Here is a 21,868-nt window from a genome sequence, read left to right on the forward strand (position 1 = left end):
ACGACCCACCTCACCGTCAGATGCCGTCCAACAGAACAGGTATGTCCGGGAATGGACCCAGCCATGATTGAGTTCCAGAGCGTCACCAAGCAGTATCAGGGCGGGAGTCCGGCCGTGGACCAGCTCACCATGTCAATTGACAAGGGATCCATCACTGTTTTCGTGGGACCGTCGGGCTGCGGCAAAACCACCTCGCTCCGGATGATCAACCGCATGGTGGAGCCGACGTCGGGCGTCATCACCGTCGACGGGCGTGATGTCACCACGGTAGCGGCCGCCGAACTGCGCAGGTCCATGGGCTATGTCATGCAGTCGTCCGGCCTCATGCCGCACCGTTCCGTGCTGGACAACATCGCCACCGTGCCCCGGCTTAACGGCGTCTCCAAGGCTGAAGCCCGCAAGCGTGCCACGGAACTGCTCGACGTCGTCGGGCTGGCTTCATCGCTCGGCAAACGGTACCCGTCCCAGCTGTCCGGCGGCCAGCAGCAGCGCGTCGGGGTGGCCCGGGCGCTCGCGGCCGATCCGCCCATCCTGCTGATGGATGAGCCGTTCAGCGCCGTGGACCCGGTAGTGCGCGACGAACTGCAGCAGGAACTCCTGAGGCTGCAGCAGGACCTCGCCAAAACCATCGTTTTTGTGACCCACGATATTGACGAGGCCACCATACTCGGTGACAAGGTGGCCGTGTTCGCCGTGGGCGGGAAGCTCGCCCAATACTCCACGCCCGAGGAGATCCTGCGGGCCCCGGCGAACGACTTTGTGGCCTCCTTCGTGGGGCGGGACCGCGGCTTCCGCCACCTCGGGTTCACCACGTCCGACGCCGTGGCTGTCCATCCGGTGCCCACGCTCGTGTCGCGTGCCGGGCAGTTCGACGGCGATCCCGCCGCGGTGACGGACTGGCAGCTTGTGGTGGATAAGGACATGCGGCCCCTGGGCTGGGCGCGCCCGGGAACGGACGCTGACCTGATCCCCGGAGGTTCCCTGTTCCACCCCGGCGATTCCCTGCGGCGGGCACTGGACTCCGCGCTTTCCTCGCCGTCCGGCCAGGGTGTGGCCGTGGATGGCGAGGGGCGGGTCCTGGGTGCCATCAGGGCCCCCGAAGTACTGGCCGTCATCGAGGCGGCCCGCCAGGTCAGGCAGGCTGCGCTCTGATGGAGTGGTTCCTGGCGAACAGCGGAATGGTCCTGGAACGGGCCGGGCAGCATCTTGTGCTGGCGCTGGTGCCGATGGTCCTGGGACTGGTGATTTCCATTCCGCTGGCCCAGCTGGCACGGATCCATCCGGTGTTGCGGTCCGTCATCGTGACGGCCAGTTCGCTGCTGTACACCATCCCGTCGCTGGCGCTGTTCATCATCCTGCCCTCCATCCTTGGAACGCGGATCCTGGACCCCATCAACGTCATTGTCGCGCTGACCATCTACGCCGTGGCGCTGCTGGTCCGGGCCGCCCTTGATGCCTTTGACTCCGTGGAGGAGGATCTCCGGCAGGCGGCCACCGCCATGGGGTACAAACCGTGGCTCCGCTTCGTCCAGATCGACCTGCCGCTTTCGCTGCCGGTGATGTTTGCCGGGCTGCGCGTGGTCTCCGTCAGCAATATTTCCCTGGTGAGCGTCGCCGCGCTCCTGGGCGTGGGCAACCTCGGCATGCTGTTTACGGACGGACTGCAACGGAACTTCGTCACCGAAGTTGTGGTGGGAATTGTGGCCATCCTGGTGCTCGCGCTGCTGATGGATGCGGTGCTGGTCCTGCTGGAAAGGCTGCTGACGCCGTGGACGCGCGCCGCCAAAGCGCCAGGCCCGTCCGTTCCCCTCAGCGCACGCTACGTGGCCGATGCCAACGTCCATGCGGGGGCCGGCCCATGAGCAACATTTTCACAGATACCTTCGCCTGGCTCGCCGACCCCATTCATTGGACGGGCAGTTCCGGCATCCCGGTCCGGTTGGTGGAGCACCTCCAGTACAGCGGGCTGGTCCTCGTGATTGCCGCCGCCATCGCCGTTCCCGTGGGGCTCTACATCGGGCACACCGGCCGGGGTCGCGTGGTGGCCGTTGCGGTGGCGGGCGCCCTGCGCGCCCTGCCCACCCTGGGCCTGCTGGTGCTCTTCGCCCTCCTCGCCGGAAGCAGTCTGATGCCACCGGTCTGGGCACTTGTCATCCTCACCGTTCCACCGCTCCTCGCCGGGACCTACGCAGGCATCGCCAGCGTTGACAGGGCCGTAGTGGATGCGGCACGGGCCATGGGGATGACCGAGCTGCAGATCCTCTTCCGGGTTGAGCTTCCCAATGGCTTGCAGGTGATGTTCGGCGGCATCCGCACCGCCGTCCTGCAGGTCATCGCCACCGTGTCGGTTGTGGCATACCTGCCGCTGGGCGGGCTGGGCCGCTACCTCTTTGACGGGCTGGTCCTGCAGGACTTCCCGCGGATGCTTGCCGGGTCGCTGCTCATCGCCGCGCTGGCCATCGTTTTTGACCTCATCCTGGCCGCGGTGCAAAGAACGGTTCTTTCGCCGGGCCTTAAGCCCGATCCCCGCGGTGGCCGGACGGCCACCGCTGATCTCCCAGCTGCCGCGCCTGCGCCAGCTGCTGTTCAAGGAGGCACCTATGAAAGATAACGTCCGGACAACCGTCACCCGCCGGGGACTGGCCGGCCTGGCCGCCGGCGTCGGCCTCGCCGTAGCCCTGACGGCCTGCGGCGGCAGCGACCCGTTGGCCACGCCCAGCACCAGTGCCGCCAGCGGCGGCGCGGGCGGGTCCTTGACTGTCGGTTCCGCTGACTTCCCCGAGAGCCAGATCATCGCGGAGATCTATGCAGGCGCGCTCAACGCTGCCGGCGTGACTGCCACCACCAAACCGAACATCGGCTCCCGGGAAATCTACGTCAAGGCCGTCCAGGACGGTTCCGTGGACCTCGTGCCGGACTACACCGGCAACCTGCTCTCCTACTTTGACGCCGCGGCCCCGGAAGTCTCGGCCGACGATGTCTACAAAGCCCTTCCCGGCAAACTCCCTGACGGACTGGCGGTCCTGGACGCGTCCAAGGCCGAAGACAAGGACGCCATGGTTGTCACCAAGGCCACTGCCGAGAAGTACCAGCTGAAGTCCATCGAGGACCTGGCCAAGGTCTGCAAGGACCTGACCATCGGGGCGCCCGCCACCTTCGAGACCCGTCCCTACGGCTTCCCCGGCCTGAAGCAGAACTACGGCTGTGAAATGAAGGCGCTGAAGCCGTTCAGCGACGGCGGCGGCAACCTGACCCTGCAGGCGCTGCTGACCGACGACGTCCAGGTTGCGGACATCTACACCACCACGCCGTCCATCGCGGACAACGACCTGGTAGTCCTGGCGGATCCCAAGAACAACTTCAAGGCCCAGCAGGTCCTGCCCCTCTACAACAAAGCAAAAATGACGGACAAAGCCAAAGAGGCGCTCAACGGCGTTTCGCGGATCCTCACCACGGATGACCTGATCAACCTCAACCGCGCCGTCAGCGGCAGCCAGAAGCAAAACCCCAAAGATGCAGCGGCCACCTGGCTGAAGGACAAGGGCATCGTCAAGTAACACCTCACGTTTTGCGGTAAACCACGACGGCGGCTGCCGGACCCATAAAGTCCGGCAGCCGCCGTCGTACGCCGCCTGCACTCATGTGTCCGAGGTCTCAACGGAAGTACATCCGTCCTATGGCATATTTGATGGATGGCAGAATTCAAGCAGTCCACCAAGCTTCACAACGTCCTTTACGACATCCGTGGACCGATTCTTCAGGCCGCCCAGCAGATGGAGGCGGAGGGTCACCGGATCCTCAAACTGAACATCGGAAACCCGGCCCCGTTTGGATTCGAAGCGCCGGACGCCATCCTGGTGGACATGATCCGCCACCTGCCGCATGCCCAGGGCTACAGCGACTCGCGCGGGATTTTCTCGGCCCGCACTGCCGTATCGCAGTACTACCAGACCCGCGGCATCCAGAACATCCACGTGGACGACATCTACCTGGGCAACGGCGTCAGCGAACTCATCACCATGTCGCTGATGGCACTGCTCGACGCCGGCGACGAGGTTCTCATCCCGACGCCCGACTACCCGCTGTGGACCGCCTCCGTCGCCCTCGCCGGCGGCAAGCCCGTGCACTACCTCTGCGATGAGGAATCCGGCTGGCAGCCGGACCTCGAGGACATGGAAGCCAAGATCACGCCCCGCACCAAGGGCATCGTGGTGATCAACCCCAACAACCCCACCGGTGCCGTCTACCCGGAAGAGACGCTGAAGAAAATCGTGGCTCTCGCCGAGAAGCACGGCCTGGTGATCTTTGCCGACGAGATCTACGAAAAGATCCTGTACGAAGACGCTGTCCACATCAACCTGGCCGCGCTGACGGGCGACGACGTCCTCTGCCTCACCTTCAGCGGGCTTTCCAAGGCCTACCGCGTCTGCGGCTACCGTGCGGGCTGGATGGCCATTTCCGGGCCGAAAAAGGATGCCGCGGACTACCTCGAGGGCATCAGCCTGCTGGCGAACATGCGCCTGTGCGCGAACGTTCCGGCCCAGCACGCCATCCAGACGGCGCTCGGCGGCTACCAGAGCATCAACGACCTGATCCTGCCGGGAGGCCGCCTGCTCGAGCAGCGCAACAAGGCCTATGACATGCTCAACGCCATTCCCGGGGTCAGCACGCAGCAGGCCCGGGGTGCCATGTACCTCTTCCCCAAGCTCGATCCCGAGGTTTACCGCATCCGCGACGACGAGAAGTTCGTCCTGGACCTGCTGCGCGAGCAAAAGATCCTGGTGTCCCACGGCCGCGCCTTCAACTGGGTCCGCCCGGACCATTTCCGGATGGTCACCCTGCCGCTGGTGAAGGACCTTGAGGAGGCCATTAACCGCATGGGGGACTTCCTGAGCCGGTACAAAGGGAACTAGCCTGTGGTGACGCGCCTGTTGGCGCGGACACTGCGGACAAAGGAATCCCATGGCCGGCCTGGTTGAGTTCAAAAAGCACCCGTCCTCGACACTGAAGGCCGGGAATGACTTCGTCCTGGCCGACGTCGACCCCGATTCCACGCCTGGCTTTGCCGGCAACAAGGCTGACGGCCAGGCACTCCTGGCGGACCTGGATGACAAACTGGCCCAGCTGCAGGAACAGCTGTTCGCCGAATCCAGGTTCGGCGGAACGAAGCGGATCCTGCTGATCCTCCAGGCGATGGACACCGCCGGCAAGGGCGGCATCGTCAAGCACGTCATGGCCGCCATGGATCCACAGGGAGTCCAGTTCAAGGCCTTTAAGGCGCCCACTGAGGAGGAAAAGTCCTACGACTTCCTCTGGCGGATCGAGAAGGAAGTCCCCGCGGCCGGGATGGTAGGCGTTTTCGACCGTTCCCAGTACGAAGACGTCCTCATCCACCGGGTCCACGGCTGGGCGTCTCCCGAGGAACTGACACGACGCTACGAGGCCATCAATGAGTTCGAGGCCAGGCTGACGGACTCCGGAACCAAGGTTGTCAAAGTCATGCTCAACATCAGCAAGGACGAGCAGAAGGCACGGCTCCTGGCACGTTTGGAGGACCCCGCCAAGCACTGGAAGTACAGCCGCGGCGACCTGACGGAGCGTGCCTTCTGGGACGACTACATGGCCGCCTATCAGGCGGCCATCGACAACACGAACACCGAGGCCGCCCCGTGGCACGTGATCCCGGCCAACAAAAAGTGGTTCGCACGGATCGCTGTCCAGCAACTGCTGCTCGGCGCGCTTGATGACTTGCACCTTGAGTGGCCGAAAGCGGATTTCGACGTCGGCGTGGAGCGCGAGCTCGTCCAGAGGTCCTGACCCGAACGGGTCCTGATTGGGATTAGGCGGGAGTGCTCAGAGGGGTTGGTCCCGGGCGGCGGCCAGGCGCTTGCGGGCGCCCTCCAGCCACTCCTCGCAACGCTTGGCCAGCGCTTCCCCCCGTTCCCACAGAGCCAGGGATTCCTCAAGGCTGGCGCCGCCGGCCTCCAGCTTGCCTACCACCAGGACCAGCTGCTCGCGGGCTTCCTCGTAGCTCAGGGCGTCGATTTCGGGATCACGTTTCGTCTCGGGCATGTGCTTCTCCTTGTTAAAGTTCGCCGGTGGATGTGGCGCCGAATTGGCCCTCGGCGACCCGCACGGACAGAGCGGTTCCGGCCGGCGCCTCCGAAGGGTGCCGGACTACTGCATGGCCAGCGGCGTCCGTGGCCCGGGCCGGCCGGCCGTCGGCGAGTTCCACGACGGCGTAGCCACGGTCGAGGGTTTTCTGTGGCGACAGTGAACGCACCTGGGCCTGCAGATGCACCAGCTGGTCAGCTGCCCGCACCACTGTTGAGCTGACGGCCGCCGATGATCGCCTCAGGAGCCGTTCGAGTTCCTCCGCGCGCTCGGTCACCATCCCCTCGGGGCTGGCAAGGACAGGCCGGGAATGAAGTGAGGCCAGCCGGTCCGTCTCGCGTTCCACCAGCCTGCCGATGCACCGGCGCAGGTATTCCCGCGCCTGCCGCACGCTCGTCAGTTCTTCGGCAACGTCAGGCACGATCCGTTTGGCAGCGTCGGTGGGCGTTGACGCGCGGAGGTCAGCGACGTCATCGAGAAGGGGCCGGTCGGCCTCATGGCCGATGGCGCTGACAACAGGAGTGGCCGCTGCGGCCACGGCGCGGATCAGTTCCTCGCTGTTGAACGGCAGCAAGTCCTCCAGGGCGCCGCCGCCCCGCGCGATGACGATGACGTCCACGTCCTCCCGGCCGTCCAGCTCCCGAAGGGCGCGGACGATCTGGGACACCGCGGTGTTGCCCTGGACGGCGACTTCACGGATTTCGAATTCGACAGCGGGCCAGCGCAGCGCCGCGTTCTGCAGGACGTCCTTTTTGGCGTCAGAGTCGCGCCCGGTGATCAGTCCGATCCTGTGCGGGAGCATTGGGAGCGGCTTCTTCCGGGAATCGGCAAAGAGCCCTTCGGCGGCGAGGGCCTGGCGCAGGCGTTCGATGCGGGCCAGGAGGTCACCCAGGCCAACCGGCCGGATGTCCCGAACCTGCATGTTGAGGCGGCCGGTCTTCAGCCAGAACTCCGGTTTGAGCAGGGCCACCACGCGGGAGCCGCGTTCCAGCGGCATGTTCTGGCGGTCGAGGACCTTCGTCCAGACGGACGCAGGCAGGGAAACTTCCGCGTCCACGTCCCGCAGGGTGAGGTAGGCGTTGCCGCCGCGGCGGTTCATTTCGATGACCTGGCCCTCCACCCAAGCAGCCGGCGCGCGGTCGATATGGACCTTGAGTTTTTGGGACAGCAGCTGCAAAGGCCAAGGATTGTCGGGTGTGGTTTCAGCAGCCGTGGCAGGAAGAGTCGTAGCCGCGGTGCCCGGGAGGGCAGCCTGTTCAGACATGCGCGCTGCCCCGGAAAGGTGTAGCTGGAGGCATGGCGGTCCTTTGTTCGGCAGGTGCAGGTGCAGCTTATGGATAAGGTTGTTGGCGGCTGTCATTCAACCTTATCCATAAGCTCTACCACCCGGGACTGACATCCACCGTCCAGGAACCAGTCCTATGATGGCTTTGCCGCCGCCAACCAGTGAGGACCTGTTTTTGCGCACCTTTGTCTCAGCCGTTGCTGCTGTTCTGGGCCTCCTGCTGTCCGCCGTGGCAATTCCGGCGATCTGGGCTGACCGCAACATCGTGCAGGAGGACGGCTTCGTGGCGCTGGCTGCACCGCTCGGCCAGGACGCCGGGTTCCAGAAACGGCTCGCGGCCGCCACTGTGGGCACCATCGACTCCGGCGCCGTACCGGCCGCGCTGGCCGGTCTGGTCAGACCCGTGCTGGAAGCGGCGGCAGGATCCCTGACAGGGCTGCCCGGCTACCCTGCGGCCTGGGAGGAAACTCTGCGCAAGAGCCACCGGCTCAGCTTTGCAGACCCCGCCTCACTGCCTCCCGAGGCGGATTCGTCGTCGTCCCTCACCTTGGACGTCGCACCCCTGGTGGCGCTGGCGACGGGGGAGATCTCGCGGGCGACCGGGCTGCCGCTGGACGCGCCGGAGCAAACGTTGATCAACGTCGGGCATTCGGACCAGCGCCAGATGATCGCGGGCCTGACCGCCTACGCTCCGCTGGGTTATCCGCTGGCCATCGGGGCCGGAATCGCGTTTGCTTTGGCCTTAGTGGCCGCCCGCCGGAAGTGGTCGGTGCTGTTCTGCGTGGGCTTCGGGGCGCTGGTGCTGGCCGGCCTGTGGACCCTGGGCTCCAATATGGCACGCGACACGGTGCTGCGGACAGCCAGCGGAAACGAGGTTGCGGACATGTTCAAGAACGAGTTTGTGGCGGCGGCTTCCACGAGCTTTGGAGCATGGGTCACGGGAACCCTCATTGCGGGCGGTGTGCTCCTCGTTGCCGGCCTTGTGACCAGGGTCGCGTCGCCCGGGCGGAGACGCCCCAGCCGGTAGCATGGAGGCATGACCTCCTCAGTTTCCCTTTCGATGCCAACTGTCCCGCGAAGGCGGCGCTCGCCTGAGGAAGTATCTGCCGCAGCGCCGGTGACGGGCCCCAAGAAGGTCCTGCTCGCAGCTCCCCGCGGCTATTGCGCCGGTGTGGATCGGGCCGTCATTGCGGTGGAAAAGGCCTTGGAGCACTATGGTCCGCCCGTGTATGTCCGCAAGCAGATTGTGCACAACGTCCACGTGGTGAGCTCGCTCGAGGCGCAGGGCGCCATCTTTGTGGACGAAACAGACGAGGTGCCCGAAGGCGCCCTGGTGATCTTCTCCGCCCACGGTGTGTCGCCCGCCGTCGTCCAGTCCGCCGAGGACCGCGGCCTGCGCACCATCGACGCCACCTGCCCTTTGGTGACGAAAGTCCACAAGGAAGCCGTCAGATTCGCCAAGGACGACTTCGATATCCTCCTGATCGGCCACGACGGTCACGAGGAAGTTGAAGGAACCGCTGGCGAAGCCCCGGAACACATCCAGATCATCAACGGCCCGCACGAAGTGGACAAGGTCACTGTCCGGGATCCCGAAAAGGTCATCTGGCTTTCCCAGACCACACTGAGCGTCGACGAAACGATGGAGACCGTCCGGCTGCTCAAGGATCGGTTTCCCACCCTGCAGGATCCGCCCAGCGATGACATCTGCTACGCCACCACCAACCGCCAGGTGGCCATCAAGAAGATCTCGCCGCAGGCCGACCTGGTCATCGTGGTGGGATCAGCCAATTCCTCGAACTCGGTCCGGCTGGTTGAGGTTGCCCTGGAGTACGGTGCCAAGGCTTCCTACCGTGTGGACTTCGCCAATGAGGTGGACGAGGCCTGGTTTGAAGGGGTCGCGACAGTGGGCGTCACTTCCGGTGCGTCCGTTCCCGAAGTCCTGGTCACGGACGTCCTGCGTCTGCTGGCCGACTACGGCTACGGCTCGGTGGAGGAAGTCGTCACGGCGGAAGAGGACCTGCTCTTCTCCCTGCCCAAGGAACTCCGGGCCACCCTGAAGGAAGCCGGCGACGTCAGCCGCGCCCTCGGCGGGCGCCGGTCCCGCAACTGACATTTCCGATGGCTGAGCATGCCGAAACCGTGAGTCCGACCTCGACAAGCTCAGCCACCGGCATCCGCCATCAGGCTGCCTTGTCATCCTGCTGAAGCTCGGGGGCGGCCAACGAACGGGGCGTGACCTCCAGCGCTGCCGGGGTCAGCAGTCCTGACTCGTCCATCGCATTGAGTTTCCGGGCGGTCGGCAGGATCCGTGCCTCGAGGGTGCCGATCAGCGAGTTGTAACGGTCTACCGAAGATTTCAGGGACGACCCGAGCTTCCCCACGTTCTCGCCCAGGGTTCCCATGCGCTCGTACAGCTGGCGGGCGAGGTCGAACAGTTCGCGCGCATTGTCGGTCAGCACATCCTGGCGCCACGTGAAGGCCACCGATTTCAGCACGGCCAACAGCGTGCTCGGTGAAGCGAGGACCACATTCCGGGACAACGCATGGTCCAGGAGCGTCGCGTCCGCCATGAGTGCCGCCGCCAGAATTGATTCCGCCGGCAGGAAGCAGATCACCAGCTCGGGGGAGTTGCCGGGGATGTCCCAGTATTTTTTGCTGCTGAGCGCGTCCACGTGTGCGCGCAGGGCTTTTGCGTGGGCCGCGAGCAGCGCCTGCTGGGATGCGTGGCCCTTTGCGCCGAGACCGTTGCCGGTGGCTTGCTCCGGACCTGATCCGGAGCCCAGTTCCTGGGCTTCAAGATACGAGGACAGCGGCACCTTCGCATCCACCACGAGCTGCTTCTGGCCGGGAAGCTGCACCACCAGGTCCGGCCTGATTGTCGAGTCACCGCCGGCGCTGTGGACCTGTTCCAGGAAGTCCACGTGCTTCAACATTCCCGACGCTTCCACCACCCGGCGCAGCTGCACCTCGCCCCACTGGCCGCGGGCGCTGTTGGATCGGAGGGCGGATTCGAGGGCGTGTGTGGACCGGATCAGCTGGGCATCGGACAGCCGGGCCTCCTGAAGCTGCTGCGCGAGCTGGCCGTACTGCTCCAGACGGTCACGCTCAAGCAGTGCCACCTGCTGCTGCACGGCAGTGAGCTTTTCCGCCACCGGAGCCAGCGCGCGGAGGACGTTGCCGTCCTGACTGCGCGACTCTCCGAGCTCCCGGTTCTGCATGCTGAGAAGGCGCCGCTCGGCGTCGGCCGCTGCGAACTGGGCGTTGACCTCGGAAAGGCGCGCCGAGACGGCGTCGAAATCCTCCTCCAACGCGTGCGTGCGCCGGCGCAGGAAAAGGTAAGTGGCGGCGGCGCCGGCGAGGGCGCCGAGCAGCAGCATCAACAGGGCAAGAATCAGGGCTAAAGCATCCATAGCCTCACTGTGGCATGGCCCTCCGACATTTTACGGAAGCGACATATTCCACCCGGCGTTCCGGCAGCCGCCGGGACCTGTCCGCGTCGCCGTCGGAGCCGCTGGGGCCAGCGCGTGCCGCAACCGGTAGAATCAATGCTCGTGGCTCTTACTATTGGCATCGTCGGACTGCCCAACGTCGGCAAATCAACCCTTTTCAACGCACTGACCCGCAACCAGGTGCTGGCGGCGAACTATCCGTTCGCCACCATCGAACCGAATGTGGGCGTCGTTAACCTGCCGGATCCCCGGCTCCAGCAGCTCGCGGAGATCTTCGGCTCGCAGCGCCTGCTGCCCGCGCCGGTGTCCTTTGTGGACATCGCCGGCATCGTCAAGGGCGCGTCCGAGGGCGAGGGCCTGGGCAACAAGTTCCTCGCCAACATCCGCGAAGCCGAGGCCATCGCCCAGGTGGTCCGCGTGTTCGATGACCCCGATGTCATCCACGTCGACGGCAAGGTGGATCCCCGCTCGGACATGGAGACCATCAACACCGAGCTGATCCTGGCCGACCTTCAGACCATCGAAAACGCCATTCCCCGGATCGAAAAAGAAGTCAAGATCAAGAAGCGGGACGCGGCCGAGCTTGCGGCCATCAAGGCGGCCCAGACGGTCCTGGAACGCGGGGACACCATCTTCTCCTCGATCACCCGCGACAAGCTGGAAATGGAGCACCTCAAGGAGCTTAGCCTCCTGACTGCCAAACCCTTCATCTACGTCTTCAATGCGGATGAAGGCATCCTGGGCAATCCGGAGAAGCAGGAGGAGCTGCGGGCTTTGGTAGCGCCGGCGGACGCCATCTTCCTCGACGCCAAGCTCGAGTCCGACCTCGTGGAACTGGATGAGGAAGAAGCCCGCGAAATGCTGGAGATGAACGGCCAGGACGAGTCCGGCCTCGACCAGCTGGCCCGCGTCGGCTTCCACACCCTCGGCCTGCAGACCTACCTGACGGCCGGTCCCAAGGAAACCCGGGCCTGGACCATCCACCAGGGCGACACGGCCCCGCAGGCCGCCGGCGTGATCCACTCCGATTTCCAGCGCGGTTTCATCAAGGCAGAAGTGGTCTCCTTCAACGACCTCATCGAGGCCGGCTCCATGGCTGAAGCCAAGTCACGCGGCAAGGTCCGCATCGAAGGCAAAGAGTACGTGATGGCCGACGGCGACGTGGTGGAGTTCCGCTTCAACGTCTAGTTCCATCTGCGAAAACCGCGTCCTGGCACCGCCGGGGCGCGGCTTTCGTGTTGTAAGACCTGATTATTAGTGCGAAGGCTCAGCGTCTGGTGGTGCTGCTGGTGGCAGCGGGAGGACTTCTGCTACGCCCCACCTCCTATCACCAGGCCTTCCCCGCCGTTGCTGTGGGGATGCCTAACATGGCAGGCAAGGGTAATGCGGCAAGCCAGAGAATGCATATTAGTGAACGGTCGAAGCTCCCTCCGATTCTGCGGCCCTTGGGCGTGTCCGCCGGTGCTTTACGATGCAACCTATGACCCAACACCTCTGGCGACGTTATTCCGAGTGGCCGCTTGTCGTCGCAGCCCTTTTGTTTGTCGTTGCTTACTCCATCCAGGTTATCGGCAACATTTCCGACCGTAACGCCGGGGCAATCGAGGCCGTTGTCTGGGTAACGTGGGCGCTGTTCGCTGTGGACTACCTTGCCAACCTGACACTTGCTCCGCAGAGGGGCAAGTGGTTCGTCCGAAATCTCCACGAACTAGTGATCCTCGCCCTGCCGGTCCTGCGTCCGCTACGCCTGCTTCGGCTTGTGACGCTTCTACGGGTACTGCACGGTGCCGCTGGCAACGCCCTGCGCGGGCGCATTGTCGCGTATGTCCTCGGCTCCGCCGTGCTCTTAACGTATGCGGGCGCGCTCGCACTCCTCGACGCGGAAAAGGACGCTGACGGCTCCAACATTACAAACCTCGGGGATGCCATCTGGTGGGCGCTGACGACGATAACCACCGTCGGATACGGGGACCGATACCCGGTCACGACGCTCGGTCGCTTCGTCGCAGCGGGTCTGATGATCGGCGGCATCGCTGTTCTGGGCGTGGTCACTGCTTCGGTTGCCTCGTGGCTCGTCGAGCAGGTCAGCTCCGAGACGGCGGCGGAGGTTGAAGCTGCTGACGCGCCTGTGCGAGCTGAGCTGGCCCGCCTAACGGCACAAGTTGACCGTCTAACGGCGCTCCTTAGTTCCCGCGCCGTGGATGGAGCGGCTGAGAGCCGCGAATAATGCGCCTTCCCGCTGGCCGGGACTAATCGGTCGGAACGGCTTCCGTGGTCCCTTGTCCGCACGTACTCCTGCGGGTACTACTCAACCCTTGCCGGGAGTCCATCCCAGTGCCGGACCCACTTTGGTGGCGATGTCGGTGAGGATCTGGACGTAGTCCTCATGGTCGAAGCTGAAGGGGAGCGCGAACGCCACCTCGTCGACTTCCTGGAAACCCGCGTGGGCATGCAGCTGTTCGGCAATCTCATCGCTGGTGCCAATAAGATCGGGGGCGAACAGCATCCCTCGGGGCCCCTGCGGCGCCCGGGTCCGGGGCGTGCGTTCGTCGACGTACCGCTGGTACTTTTCCCGCTGTGCCGCTGAAGCCGAATCGGTCGGGATTACCACCAGGCCCTGCGAGACCCGGGCCGGTCCCTGCGATTGGGCTGATGCCGCGGCGGCTTCACGGTAGGCACGGATCTGCGATTTTTGGATTTCGGCAAACACCGGTTCCTCATTCGCTTCGGGAAAAATCACACTGCTGGAGAGCAGGTTAAATCCGTTTGCCCCGGCCCAGACGGCCGATTTCCTGCTTGCCGCCCCATACCAAAGCCGGTCACGCAGCCCGGCAGAGTGCGGCTCGACCCGGTTGGAGAATTCCTCGACGACACCCTGCTTGCCGGAAAATTCCCGGACCGGTTCCCCTGCAATCAAACGCGCAAGCCGATCCACGCGTCCGTAGCTGAAGTCCTCCAGCTCGGCGGTATCCGGGTACAACTCGTGCTTCACGGTGTCATAGTGCATCGGTTCGCCCACGCTCAGGCCAGCATTGATCCGTCCGCCGGCGAGCAGATCCACGGTGGCCAGGTCCTCGGCTAGGCGCAAGGGGTTTTCCCAGCCCATCGGGGTCACGGCGGTTCCCAGCTCGATGCGGGAGGTGCGCTGGCTGGCCGCGGCCATGATCGCAATGGGGGAGGAGATTCCAAACTGCAGATGGCGGTGGCGCAGCCAGGCGCTGTCGAATCCAAGCTGCTCACCCAGTTCGATGACCTGCAACGTCGATTCGTGCCCCACAGCCGGATCGGCCGGATCGAACAGGCCAATGGTGAGGAATCCAAGTTTGCGTAGCGGTTCTGACGACTGGGGCACGGGCTTCCTTCATGGATCGGTTGACGGCTGATCCTCATGATATGCGGGAGCGGACCTTGCTCCTGGGCCCACTCTTCGAACCGTTAGAATTCAATGAAAACCAAGAGACTCAACGGCGTGTGGGTAGAAAAGTATGTTCCGCTTCAACGTCTGATTCCGGAACTGGCAAAGGAGACGGCATGCCGCTGAGGCGTCTGATTCAGGTCATTACCGGGGCCGTGGCTGCGGCACTGGTCCTTTCAGGATGCTCCGGCTCCGGGGGAGCCGCGCCAGTGGTGGTGGGCGAGACAAAACGCGGCGGCAGCGTCAGTGCGGCCGAGGCGAACGCCTTTACCTCCTTCAACCCGTTCAGTGCCGCAGGCAACACGGATATCAACACCAAGATCGGCCACATCACCCATTCCGGTTTCTACTATGTGGACAACACCGAAAAGGTGGTCCGCAACGAGAAGTTCGGCCGCTATGAAAAGGTGTCCGACAGGCCGTTGAAGGTGAAATACACCGTCAACGAGGGTGTGAAATGGTCCGACGGCGACGCAATAGACGCCGGGGACCTGCTCCTGGCGTGGGCGGCGGGTTCAGGCTATTTCAACGACGCTGACGCCAAGGCAGGAACCGGCACCACCTATTTTTCTGCAGCTTCCGACCGCACCGGCCTGGCGGCCACCGCGCTGCCGGAGCTTGGGAGTGACGGCCGTTCGATAACCCTCGAGTACCTTTCCCCGTATGCGGACTGGGAAGTGGCGTTCGACGTCGGCCTTCCGGCCCACGTTGTCGCCGCCAAAAGCGGCCTCAACGACGAAGGCGACCTCATCGAGTTGCTCAGGGACTCGCCCCGCGGTGACGCAGACCGCCCCGCCATAAATGCCCCGCTGAAGCGCGTGAGCGATTTTTGGAACACCGGCTTCGACACCAAGACCCTGCCGCCGGACCCTGCGGTGTATCTCTCCAGCGGCCCCTACATTGTCCGGTCCATGGTTCCGGACGCCTCCATCACCCTTGTCCGGAACAAGGATTACGTCTGGGGTGCCGAGCCCTATCTGGATGAGATCACCGTTCGCTTCACCGGGGCTGCCGGTGCCGCCGCCGCGGCCCTCCGCACGGGGCAGGCAGACGTCATTGCCCCGCAGCCCTCCGCCGGTACCGAAGGCCTTTTCGATGGGCTGGCTGCGCAGGGAAACACTGTGGAGCACTACAACCAGTCAGGCTACGACCATCTTGACTTGAAGTTCTCCGGCCCGTTCGCCCAGAAGGATGTTCGCGAGGCGTTCCTGAAGACCGTTCCGCGGCAGGAGATCGTCAAGGACGTAGTGGGCGGCCTCGTGGACGACGCGAAACCGCTGGACTCGCACGTTTTCCTCCCGTCCCATCCCAAGTACGCGGAGACCGTCAAGAACAACGGATCCGCTGAGTATTCAAAGGTGGATATCCAAGGCGCAACCTCGCAACTCCGCGGTGCTGCCCCGACAATCCGGATCCTGTACAACAAAGACAATCCCAACCGCGCACGGGCCTTTTCCCTCATCCGGGAGTCGGCCCGGGCCGCCGGCTTCACCGTTGAAGACGGAGGCCTCGGCAGTTCTGACTGGGTAGCAGCGCTCAGCTCCGGTACCTACGACGCTGCCATCCTGGGCTGGATCGGTCCCGGGGTGGGCGTCAGCCGCGTCCCCCAGATCTTCAAGACCGGCGGCGGCAGCAACTTCACCGGGTTCTCCGACGCGGAAGCCGACAAAACCATGGAGGAACTGGCCAGCACCACGGACTTGGGAAAACAGGACGAGCTGTTGGCCAACGTCGACAAGCGGGTGTGGCAGAACGCCTACGGCCTGCCGCTCTACCAAACCACCGGAACAGTCGCGTACAGCAACCGTGTGACCGGTATTGCACCCAGCTCCGGCCCGCTGGGCGTGTGGTGGAACGTGTGGGAGTGGCGCCTGAAATAGGCCCGGGAATCGGCTTGCCGAACGCCACGGGAAGGCCGTCAAAGCCGATTTCGCCCTCAGAGCTACCAACGAGTAGCATGTGACTTGCGCAACTTTCGGGTACAGGCTAGTTATCGGCGGTTAACTGATTACGGTTTGGCAACGGTGTACCAGTATTTGGACTTTGTGCGGTTAGGCTACTCGTACATGGGCTGCGTCACAGTGTAATTCTGCGGCGAGCCTGCCGGGGAGCAAAAGATTCCCCGAACATCTCCCACAACTCATAGGAGGCGGAATGCGTTTCACGCGCACTTCCAAAGCACTCGGCATGGTGGCGATCGCCGCCCTGGCCCTGACCGGCTGCGGTGCTGGAGGCGGCAGCAATGACGGTGCCAGCCAATCTGCCGGTGATCCCAACAAGGTCATCACCGCTTACAGCAACGAACCCCAGAACCCGCTGCTGCCGGCCAACACGAGCGAAGTTTACGGCGGCCGCGTTGTCGAACTGCTCTTCGAAGGGCTCCGCAGCTACGATGCCGACGGCAAGCCTGTCAACGCCCTGGCGGATTCCATTGAGTCGAGTGACGCCCAGAACTGGACCATCAAGGTCAAGCAGGGCCACAAGTTCACGAACGGTGAAGCCATCACGGCCAAGACCTTCGTGGATTCCTGGAACTTTGCAGCGAACTCCAAGAACCTGCAGAACAACGGCTTCTTCTTTGAGTCCATCGCAGGCTATGAGGATGTCTCGGCCGTAACCACCGAGAAGGCGGCGGACGGCAAGACCACCACCACGCCGGCCCCGACGGCTGAGACCATGTCCGGTCTGACGGCCACCGATGACTCCACCATCACGGTCAAGCTGGCCCAGCCTGAAGCTGACTGGTCGCTGCGTCTGGGCTACGCGGCCTTCTACCCGCTGCCCTCGGCAGCGCTGGCCGACCCGAAGACGTACGGTGAGAACCCGGTGGGCAACGGCCCGTACAAGCTCGAAAAAGCTGGTGCGTGGGTCCACGACCAGTCCATCTCGCTCGTGAAGAACGCTGACTACGAAGGCCCCCGCGGGTCCAAGAACGGCGGGGTGACCTTCAAGTTCTACACCGATCCGGGCCCCGCTTACACGGACCTGCAGTCCGACAACCTCGACGTCACCGATGTCCTTCCGTCCAACGCGCTGAAGACCTACACCACGGACTTCCCGGACCGGAACTCCACCAAGCCCGTAGCCACCGACTCCACGCTGAACATCCCGGGTTACAACCCGAACTTCCAGGGTGAAGCCGGCAAGCTGCGCCGGCAGGCCCTGTCCTACGCCATCAACCGCGAGGAAATCGCCAAGGTGGTCTTCAATGGAACCCGGACCGCGGCCAAGGCGTTCGCGCCCCCGGTCATCGATGGTTTCAAAGCCGACCTCAAGGGCAGCGAAGTACTGAAGTTTGACGCAGCCAAGGCCAAGGACCTGTGGACTCAGGCCGACAAGATCCAGCCGTACGACGCCTCGAAGCCGCTCCAGATTGCCTCCAACACCGACGGCGGCAACAAGGAATGGATCGACGCCGTAGCGAATGGCTTCAAGAACAACCTCGGCATCCAGGCTGAAATCCAGCCGTTCGCCAAGTTCGCCGAAGTCCTGAACCTGCGCAAGTCCCAGCAGCTCCCCGGCCTGACCCGCTCCGGCTGGCAGGGCGACTACCCGTCGCTGTACAACTTCCTCGGACCTGTCTGGGCCACGGGCGCATCCTCCAACTACGAGAAGTACTCGAACCCCGAGTTCGACAAGCTGCTCAAGGAGGGCCTCGCCGCCAAGACCACCGAAGAGGCGAACGCAAAGTTCAACCAGGCACAGGAAGTCCTGTTCCAGGACCTTCCGGGCCTGCCCCTCTGGGACCAGGCACGGCCGATCGTGTGGAGCAACAACGTTACGAAGGCCGAGACCGGCTGGAATGGCGGCATTCTCTACTACAACATCACCGCCAAGTAGTCTCCAGGATCTAAACTTGCCGTCAGGCAGATTGGGGGTCCGGCATCAGCCGGGCCCCCATTGTCCTGTACGGCAGGAAGGCACACATGAAACCCCCCTCTTCGTTCCCCGAAGGCTGGTGATCCGGTGGTCCGCTTCATTCTGCGACGACTCCTCCAAGTGATCCCCGTCTTCATCGGCACCACGCTTTTGGTCTATTACATGGTCTTCGCCCTTCCCGGTGACCCCATTGCCGCGCTCTTCGGTGACCGCCAGCCCCCGCAGGCTGTCATCGACACCCTCCGCAGCCAGTACCACCTCGACCAGCCGTTCTGGGTACAGTACGGGCTGTTCCTGCAGAACCTCTTCACCTTCAACCTGGGTAACGACTTCACCGGTCAGCCCATCGCAGCAAGCCTGGCCCGGGTCTTCCCGGTGACGGCCATGCTCGCGGTTGAAGCACTGGCCATCCAGGCCATCTTCGGCGTCGCCTTCGGCGTCTTCGCCGGCCTCCGCCGCGGCGGCTGGTTTGACTCCACCGTCCTGGTGGCCTCCCTGGTGGTCATCGCTGTCCCCACTTTCGTGCTGGGTTTCGTCTTCCAGCTGGTTTTTGGTGTCCAACTCGGTTGGGCGAAGCCCACGGTCGGAGCCAACGCGGACTGGGGCAGCCTGCTGCTTCCCGCCGTGGTCCTGGGCCTGGTGTCATTTGCCTATGTGCTCCGCCTGACCCGCGCCTCGGTCAGCGAAAACATGAACGCCGACTACGTCCGGACCGCCACCGCAAAGGGCCTGTCCCGGCCGCGGGTTGTGCTTGCACATATCCTGCGCAATTCCCTGATACCGGTGGTGACTTACCTCGGTGCCAACCTCGGCGGGCTGATGGGCGGTGCCATCGTGACGGAGGGCATCTTCAACGTTCCCGGTGTAGGCAACAAGCTCTATCAAGCGGTCCTGCGCAGCGAAGGGCCAACCATCGTCTCCATCGTCAGCGTCCTGGTGCTGGTCTTTGTGGTGGCGAACCTGCTCGTTGATCTCCTGTATGCCTGGCTAGACCCGAGGATCCGTTATGACCAGTAATAACAGCCACTTCGTGGCGCCCATCGACGAGACGCCGCTGCTTGCAACGGACGCCGTCAAGACTGATCAGGCACCCCTGAGCCTCTGGTCGGACGCATGGCGGAAGCTCCGCCGTCGGCCGCTGTTCATCATTTCCTCGCTCCTGATCGTGGCACTGGTGGTCGTTGCGCTCTTCCCCGGCCTCTTTTCGTCCGTTGCACCGAATGACGGGTGCGAACTGGCCAACTCGGAAGGCGGTCCCACCGCGGGCCACCCGTTCGGCTTCACGTTCCAGGGCTGCGACATCTACTCCCGCGTTATCCACGGCACGCAGGCCTCCCTCTCCGTGGGCGTGCTTTCCGTGCTGTGTGTCCTTGTTATCGGTGTAACCGTCGGAGCCATCGCCGGCTACTACGGTGGCTGGGTTGACGCAGTGCTCGCCCGCCTGGGTGACATCTTCTTCGCGCTGCCCCTGATCCTCGGTGCCCTGGTCATCACCCAGCTTCCGCTGTTCAGGGAAAACCGGAGCGTCTGGACGGTGGTGTTTGTCATCTCCCTGCTGGCGTGGCCTCAAATGGCGCGCATCACCCGCGGAGCCGTGATCGAGGTTCGCAATGCAGACTTCGTGACCGCGGCCCGCTCGTTGGGCGTTTCGAAGTTCGGCGCCTTGGTCCGTCACGTCCTGCCGAACGCGCTGGCACCGATCATTGTCCTGGCCACCTTGGAACTGGGCGTCTTCATCGTGGCGGAAGCCACCCTTTCCTTCCTGGGCATTGGCCTGCCGCAGGGCATCATGTCCTGGGGCAATGACATAGCAGGTGCCCAGGCATCCATCCGCACCCATCCACAGATCATGCTCTATCCGGCAGCGGCGCTGTCCATCACCGTGCTGAGCTTCATCATGCTCGGTGATGCTGTCCGGGACGCGCTTGATCCGAAGAGCCGTCAGCGATGAGAGACAAAGAGATGATTACTCCAGAAATCAACATCGAGGAGGCGGGCCGCACAGGCGTGAGGCCCCTGCTCGAAATCCGCGATCTGGCCATTACGTTCAAGACCGGCAGCGGTGATGTCCAGGCGGTCCGCAATGCGCACCTGACCATCATGCCCGGTGAAACCGTGGCAATTGTGGGCGAATCAGGCTCCGGCAAATCCACCACCGCGCTCGCCGCCATCGGGCTCCTGCCCGCCAACGGTGCGGTGTCCGGCGGACAGATCCTCCTCGATGGGGAGGACATCGCCCATGCCTCCGAAAAGCGGATGATCGAACTGCGCGGCAATACCATTGGCATGGTCCCGCAGGACCCCATGTCCAACCTGAACCCGGTCTGGAAGATCGGCTACCAGGTCAAGGAGACCTTGAGGGCCAACGGGCGGCCCAGCGGCACGGAGGACATCGCCAAGGTCCTATCCCAGGCAGGCCTCCCGGACGCCCACCGTCGCGCCAACCAGTACCCGCACGAGTTCTCCGGCGGCATGCGGCAACGTGCGCTGATCGCCATCGGCCTGTCCTGCCAGCCGCGGCTGCTCATAGCGGATGAGCCGACGTCGGCCCTGGACGTCACGGTCCAGCGGCAGATCCTGGATCACCTGGAAACCATGACCAATGAGCTCGGTACGGCCGTCCTGCTCATCACCCACGATCTGGGTCTGGCCGCCGAGCGGGCGGACAAGGTGGTGGTGATGTACCGGGGGCAGGTTGTGGAAGCCGGCCCCTCACTGGAGTTGCTCCGGAACCCGCAGCACCCCTACACCAGGCGCCTGGTTGAGTCCGCCCCGTCACTGGCAAGCCGGCGCATTCAGGTCGCCAAGGAGCAGGGCGTGGAAGCGTCGGACCTGCTGGCGCCCGCCGCCGAGGCCGCTGTCGCGGACAACGTCCTGCAGATCCAGGACCTGCGCAGGGTCTACAAGCTGCGTAGCGGCTTGGGGAAATCAACGGACTTTGCGGCCGTCGACGGCGTCAGCTTTGACGTCAAGCGGGGGACCACCACCGCGATTGTGGGGGAGTCCGGCTCGGGCAAGTCCACTGTTGCCAGAATGGTCCTGCAACTCGAAAAGCCTTCCGAAGGCAGGATTCTTTTCGACGGCGTGGACACGTCGCTGCTCAAGCCCAAGGAACTCTTCAAGTTCCGCCGCCGGGTGCAGCCGATCTTCCAGGACCCGTACGGTTCGCTGGACCCGATGTACAACATCTTCCGGACCATCGAGGAGCCGCTGCGGGTCCACAAAATCGGTGACGCTGCAAGCCGCGAAAAGAAGGTTCGCGAACTCCTGGACCAGGTGGCTCTGCCGCAGTCCACCATGCAGCGGTACCCGAATGAACTTTCGGGCGGGCAGCGTCAGCGTATTGCCATTGCCCGGGCCCTGGCCCTGGACCCGGAAGTCATCATTTGCGATGAGGCCGTATCCGCCTTGGACGTGCTGGTCCAGGCCCAGGTCCTGAATTTGCTGGCCGACCTGCAGGCCAACCTGGGACTGACCTACCTCTTCATTACCCATGACCTTGCAGTGGTCCGGCAGATCGCCGACCATGTGTGCGTGATGGAGAAGGGCAAGCTGGTCGAGACCGGCTCCACGGACGACGTCTTCGAATCGCCCCAGCAGGATTACACCAAGGCGCTGCTCAACGCCATTCCCGGGGCGAAGCTCATGCTTCCGCCGGAAGTGGCCTAACGGCAGGACCGTCAGGGAAAGCAGGAGCCGGTGCCCGGAAGGGCGCCGGCTCCT

Annotated in this window: 19 protein-coding genes; 15 read left to right on the plus strand and 4 right to left on the minus strand. The window is 64.0% G+C overall.

The annotated features are described in order from the left end of the window. Positions 1–51 precede the first annotated feature (51 nt). The 6 genes from IAQ70_RS10555 to IAQ70_RS10580 all read left to right on the plus strand — a co-directional run bounded on the left by IAQ70_RS10555 (position 52) and on the right by IAQ70_RS10580 (position 5,817). Positions 52–1,152, plus strand: a complete 1,101-nt coding sequence (locus tag IAQ70_RS10555) for an ABC transporter ATP-binding protein (protein ID WP_317983627.1) — start codon at positions 52–54, stop codon at positions 1,150–1,152. After that, positions 1,152–1,862 carry an ABC transporter permease gene (locus IAQ70_RS10560; RefSeq protein ID WP_190989280.1) on the plus strand — a complete coding sequence of 237 codons (711 nt, stop codon included), beginning with the start codon at positions 1,152–1,154 and terminating at the stop codon, positions 1,860–1,862. Before IAQ70_RS10555 ends, IAQ70_RS10560 begins: the two co-directional genes overlap by 1 nt. Next, positions 1,859–2,611, plus strand: coding sequence for an ABC transporter permease (locus tag IAQ70_RS10565; RefSeq protein ID WP_190989281.1), 753 nt, complete (start codon positions 1,859–1,861; stop codon positions 2,609–2,611). The genes IAQ70_RS10560 and IAQ70_RS10565 overlap by 4 nt, the downstream gene beginning before the upstream one ends. After that, positions 2,601–3,557, plus strand: a complete 957-nt coding sequence (locus IAQ70_RS10570) for an ABC transporter substrate-binding protein (protein ID WP_190989282.1) — start codon at positions 2,601–2,603, stop codon at positions 3,555–3,557. The genes IAQ70_RS10565 and IAQ70_RS10570 overlap by 11 nt, the downstream gene beginning before the upstream one ends. 135 nt (positions 3,558–3,692) lie before the next feature. After that, positions 3,693–4,913, plus strand: coding sequence for a pyridoxal phosphate-dependent aminotransferase (locus tag IAQ70_RS10575; protein WP_190989283.1), 1,221 nt, complete (start codon positions 3,693–3,695; stop codon positions 4,911–4,913). Between the two features lie 49 nt (positions 4,914–4,962). Then, entirely contained in the window at positions 4,963–5,817 is an 855-nt protein-coding gene (locus tag IAQ70_RS10580; RefSeq protein WP_190989284.1) for a polyphosphate kinase 2 family protein, read from the plus strand. Between the two features lie 36 nt (positions 5,818–5,853). Here IAQ70_RS10580 and IAQ70_RS10585 read toward each other — a convergent pair whose 3' ends face one another. Together IAQ70_RS10585 and xseA are read right to left on the minus strand one after the other, a co-directional pair. Beyond that, entirely contained in the window at positions 5,854–6,072 is a 219-nt protein-coding gene (locus IAQ70_RS10585) for an exodeoxyribonuclease VII small subunit (RefSeq protein WP_190989285.1), read from the minus strand. A 13-nt stretch (positions 6,073–6,085) separates the two neighbouring features. Next, complete coding sequence (gene xseA / locus IAQ70_RS10590; protein ID WP_190989286.1) at positions 6,086–7,378, minus strand: exodeoxyribonuclease VII large subunit; 1,293 nt, start codon at positions 7,376–7,378, stop codon at positions 6,086–6,088. Between the two features lie 196 nt (positions 7,379–7,574). On the opposite strand from xseA, the gene IAQ70_RS10595 reads away from it, so the two are divergent. Both IAQ70_RS10595 and IAQ70_RS10600 read left to right on the plus strand, forming a co-directional pair. Then, the gene (locus tag IAQ70_RS10595) at positions 7,575–8,426 is read left to right on the plus strand and encodes a hypothetical protein (RefSeq protein ID WP_190989287.1); all 852 of its coding nucleotides are present in this window, start codon (positions 7,575–7,577) and stop codon (positions 8,424–8,426) included. Between the two features lie 9 nt (positions 8,427–8,435). Beyond that, positions 8,436–9,512: a 4-hydroxy-3-methylbut-2-enyl diphosphate reductase gene (locus IAQ70_RS10600; protein WP_190989288.1), complete on the plus strand. Its 1,077-nt coding sequence runs from the start codon at positions 8,436–8,438 to the stop codon at positions 9,510–9,512. Positions 9,513–9,582: 70 nt separating this feature from the next. On the opposite strand, the gene IAQ70_RS10605 is transcribed toward IAQ70_RS10600, so the two are convergent. Continuing rightward, positions 9,583–10,812 carry a DNA recombination protein RmuC gene (locus IAQ70_RS10605; RefSeq protein WP_190989289.1) on the minus strand — a complete coding sequence of 410 codons (1,230 nt, stop codon included), beginning with the start codon at positions 10,810–10,812 and terminating at the stop codon, positions 9,583–9,585. Between the two features lie 141 nt (positions 10,813–10,953). Here IAQ70_RS10605 and ychF point away from each other — a divergent pair, with 141 nt between their 5' ends. Together ychF and IAQ70_RS10615 are read left to right on the plus strand one after the other, a co-directional pair. Next, complete coding sequence (gene ychF, locus IAQ70_RS10610; protein WP_190989290.1) at positions 10,954–12,039, plus strand: redox-regulated ATPase YchF; 1,086 nt, start codon at positions 10,954–10,956, stop codon at positions 12,037–12,039. Between the two features lie 292 nt (positions 12,040–12,331). After that, positions 12,332–13,078 carry a potassium channel family protein gene (locus IAQ70_RS10615; protein ID WP_190989291.1) on the plus strand — a complete coding sequence of 249 codons (747 nt, stop codon included), beginning with the start codon at positions 12,332–12,334 and terminating at the stop codon, positions 13,076–13,078. Positions 13,079–13,159: 81 nt separating this feature from the next. Here IAQ70_RS10615 and IAQ70_RS10620 read toward each other — a convergent pair whose 3' ends face one another. Further along, positions 13,160–14,203 (minus strand): LLM class flavin-dependent oxidoreductase, encoded by a 1,044-nt coding sequence (locus IAQ70_RS10620; RefSeq protein ID WP_190989292.1) that lies wholly within the window; start codon positions 14,201–14,203, stop codon positions 13,160–13,162. Positions 14,204–14,382: 179 nt separating this feature from the next. On the opposite strand from IAQ70_RS10620, the gene IAQ70_RS10625 reads away from it, so the two are divergent. From IAQ70_RS10625 to IAQ70_RS10645, 5 genes are all read left to right on the plus strand, one after another. Further along, a complete protein-coding gene (locus IAQ70_RS10625; protein ID WP_190989293.1) occupies positions 14,383–16,146 on the plus strand; it encodes an ABC transporter family substrate-binding protein in 1,764 nt (587 codons plus the stop codon). Positions 16,147–16,420: 274 nt separating this feature from the next. Continuing rightward, on the plus strand, positions 16,421–18,106 hold the full coding sequence (locus IAQ70_RS10630) for a peptide ABC transporter substrate-binding protein (RefSeq protein WP_190989294.1): 1,686 nt from the start codon (positions 16,421–16,423) through the stop codon (positions 18,104–18,106). 126 nt (positions 18,107–18,232) lie between these two features. Beyond that, positions 18,233–19,162: an ABC transporter permease gene (locus IAQ70_RS10635; protein ID WP_190989295.1), complete on the plus strand. Its 930-nt coding sequence runs from the start codon at positions 18,233–18,235 to the stop codon at positions 19,160–19,162. Next, complete coding sequence (locus IAQ70_RS10640; RefSeq protein WP_190989296.1) at positions 19,152–20,096, plus strand: ABC transporter permease; 945 nt, start codon at positions 19,152–19,154, stop codon at positions 20,094–20,096. The genes IAQ70_RS10635 and IAQ70_RS10640 overlap by 11 nt, the downstream gene beginning before the upstream one ends. Positions 20,097–20,107: 11 nt before the next feature. Continuing rightward, complete coding sequence (locus IAQ70_RS10645; RefSeq protein ID WP_190989297.1) at positions 20,108–21,814, plus strand: ABC transporter ATP-binding protein; 1,707 nt, start codon at positions 20,108–20,110, stop codon at positions 21,812–21,814. Positions 21,815–21,868 lie beyond the last annotated feature (54 nt).

The organism is Pseudarthrobacter sulfonivorans (assembly GCF_014712225.1).
GTDB classification, from domain to species: domain Bacteria; phylum Actinomycetota; class Actinomycetes; order Actinomycetales; family Micrococcaceae; genus Arthrobacter; species Arthrobacter sulfonivorans.

Bases quoted from the DNA above. Each gene is read 5' to 3' on its own strand.
- IAQ70_RS10615 (WP_190989291.1), top strand. From the start codon at position 12,332: ATGACCCAACACCTCTGGCGACGTTATTCCGAGTGGCCGCTTGTCGTC.
- IAQ70_RS10575 (WP_190989283.1), top strand. From the start codon at position 3,693: ATGGCAGAATTCAAGCAGTCCACCAAGCTTCACAACGTCCTTTACGAC.
- IAQ70_RS10555 (WP_317983627.1), top strand. From the start codon at position 52: ATGGACCCAGCCATGATTGAGTTCCAGAGCGTCACCAAGCAGTATCAG.
- IAQ70_RS10585 (WP_190989285.1), bottom strand. From the start codon at position 6,072: ATGCCCGAGACGAAACGTGATCCCGAAATCGACGCCCTGAGCTACGAG.
- IAQ70_RS10625 (WP_190989293.1), top strand. From the start codon at position 14,383: ATGCCGCTGAGGCGTCTGATTCAGGTCATTACCGGGGCCGTGGCTGCG.
- IAQ70_RS10605 (WP_190989289.1), bottom strand. From the start codon at position 10,812: ATGGATGCTTTAGCCCTGATTCTTGCCCTGTTGATGCTGCTGCTCGGC.
- IAQ70_RS10570 (WP_190989282.1), top strand. From the start codon at position 2,601: ATGAAAGATAACGTCCGGACAACCGTCACCCGCCGGGGACTGGCCGGC.
- IAQ70_RS10600 (WP_190989288.1), top strand. From the start codon at position 8,436: ATGACCTCCTCAGTTTCCCTTTCGATGCCAACTGTCCCGCGAAGGCGG.
- xseA (WP_190989286.1), bottom strand. From the start codon at position 7,378: ATGTCTGAACAGGCTGCCCTCCCGGGCACCGCGGCTACGACTCTTCCT.
- IAQ70_RS10580 (WP_190989284.1), top strand. From the start codon at position 4,963: ATGGCCGGCCTGGTTGAGTTCAAAAAGCACCCGTCCTCGACACTGAAG.
- IAQ70_RS10645 (WP_190989297.1), top strand. From the start codon at position 20,108: ATGATTACTCCAGAAATCAACATCGAGGAGGCGGGCCGCACAGGCGTG.
- IAQ70_RS10630 (WP_190989294.1), top strand. From the start codon at position 16,421: ATGCGTTTCACGCGCACTTCCAAAGCACTCGGCATGGTGGCGATCGCC.
- IAQ70_RS10560 (WP_190989280.1), top strand. From the start codon at position 1,152: ATGGAGTGGTTCCTGGCGAACAGCGGAATGGTCCTGGAACGGGCCGGG.
- IAQ70_RS10565 (WP_190989281.1), top strand. From the start codon at position 1,859: ATGAGCAACATTTTCACAGATACCTTCGCCTGGCTCGCCGACCCCATT.
- IAQ70_RS10640 (WP_190989296.1), top strand. From the start codon at position 19,152: ATGACCAGTAATAACAGCCACTTCGTGGCGCCCATCGACGAGACGCCG.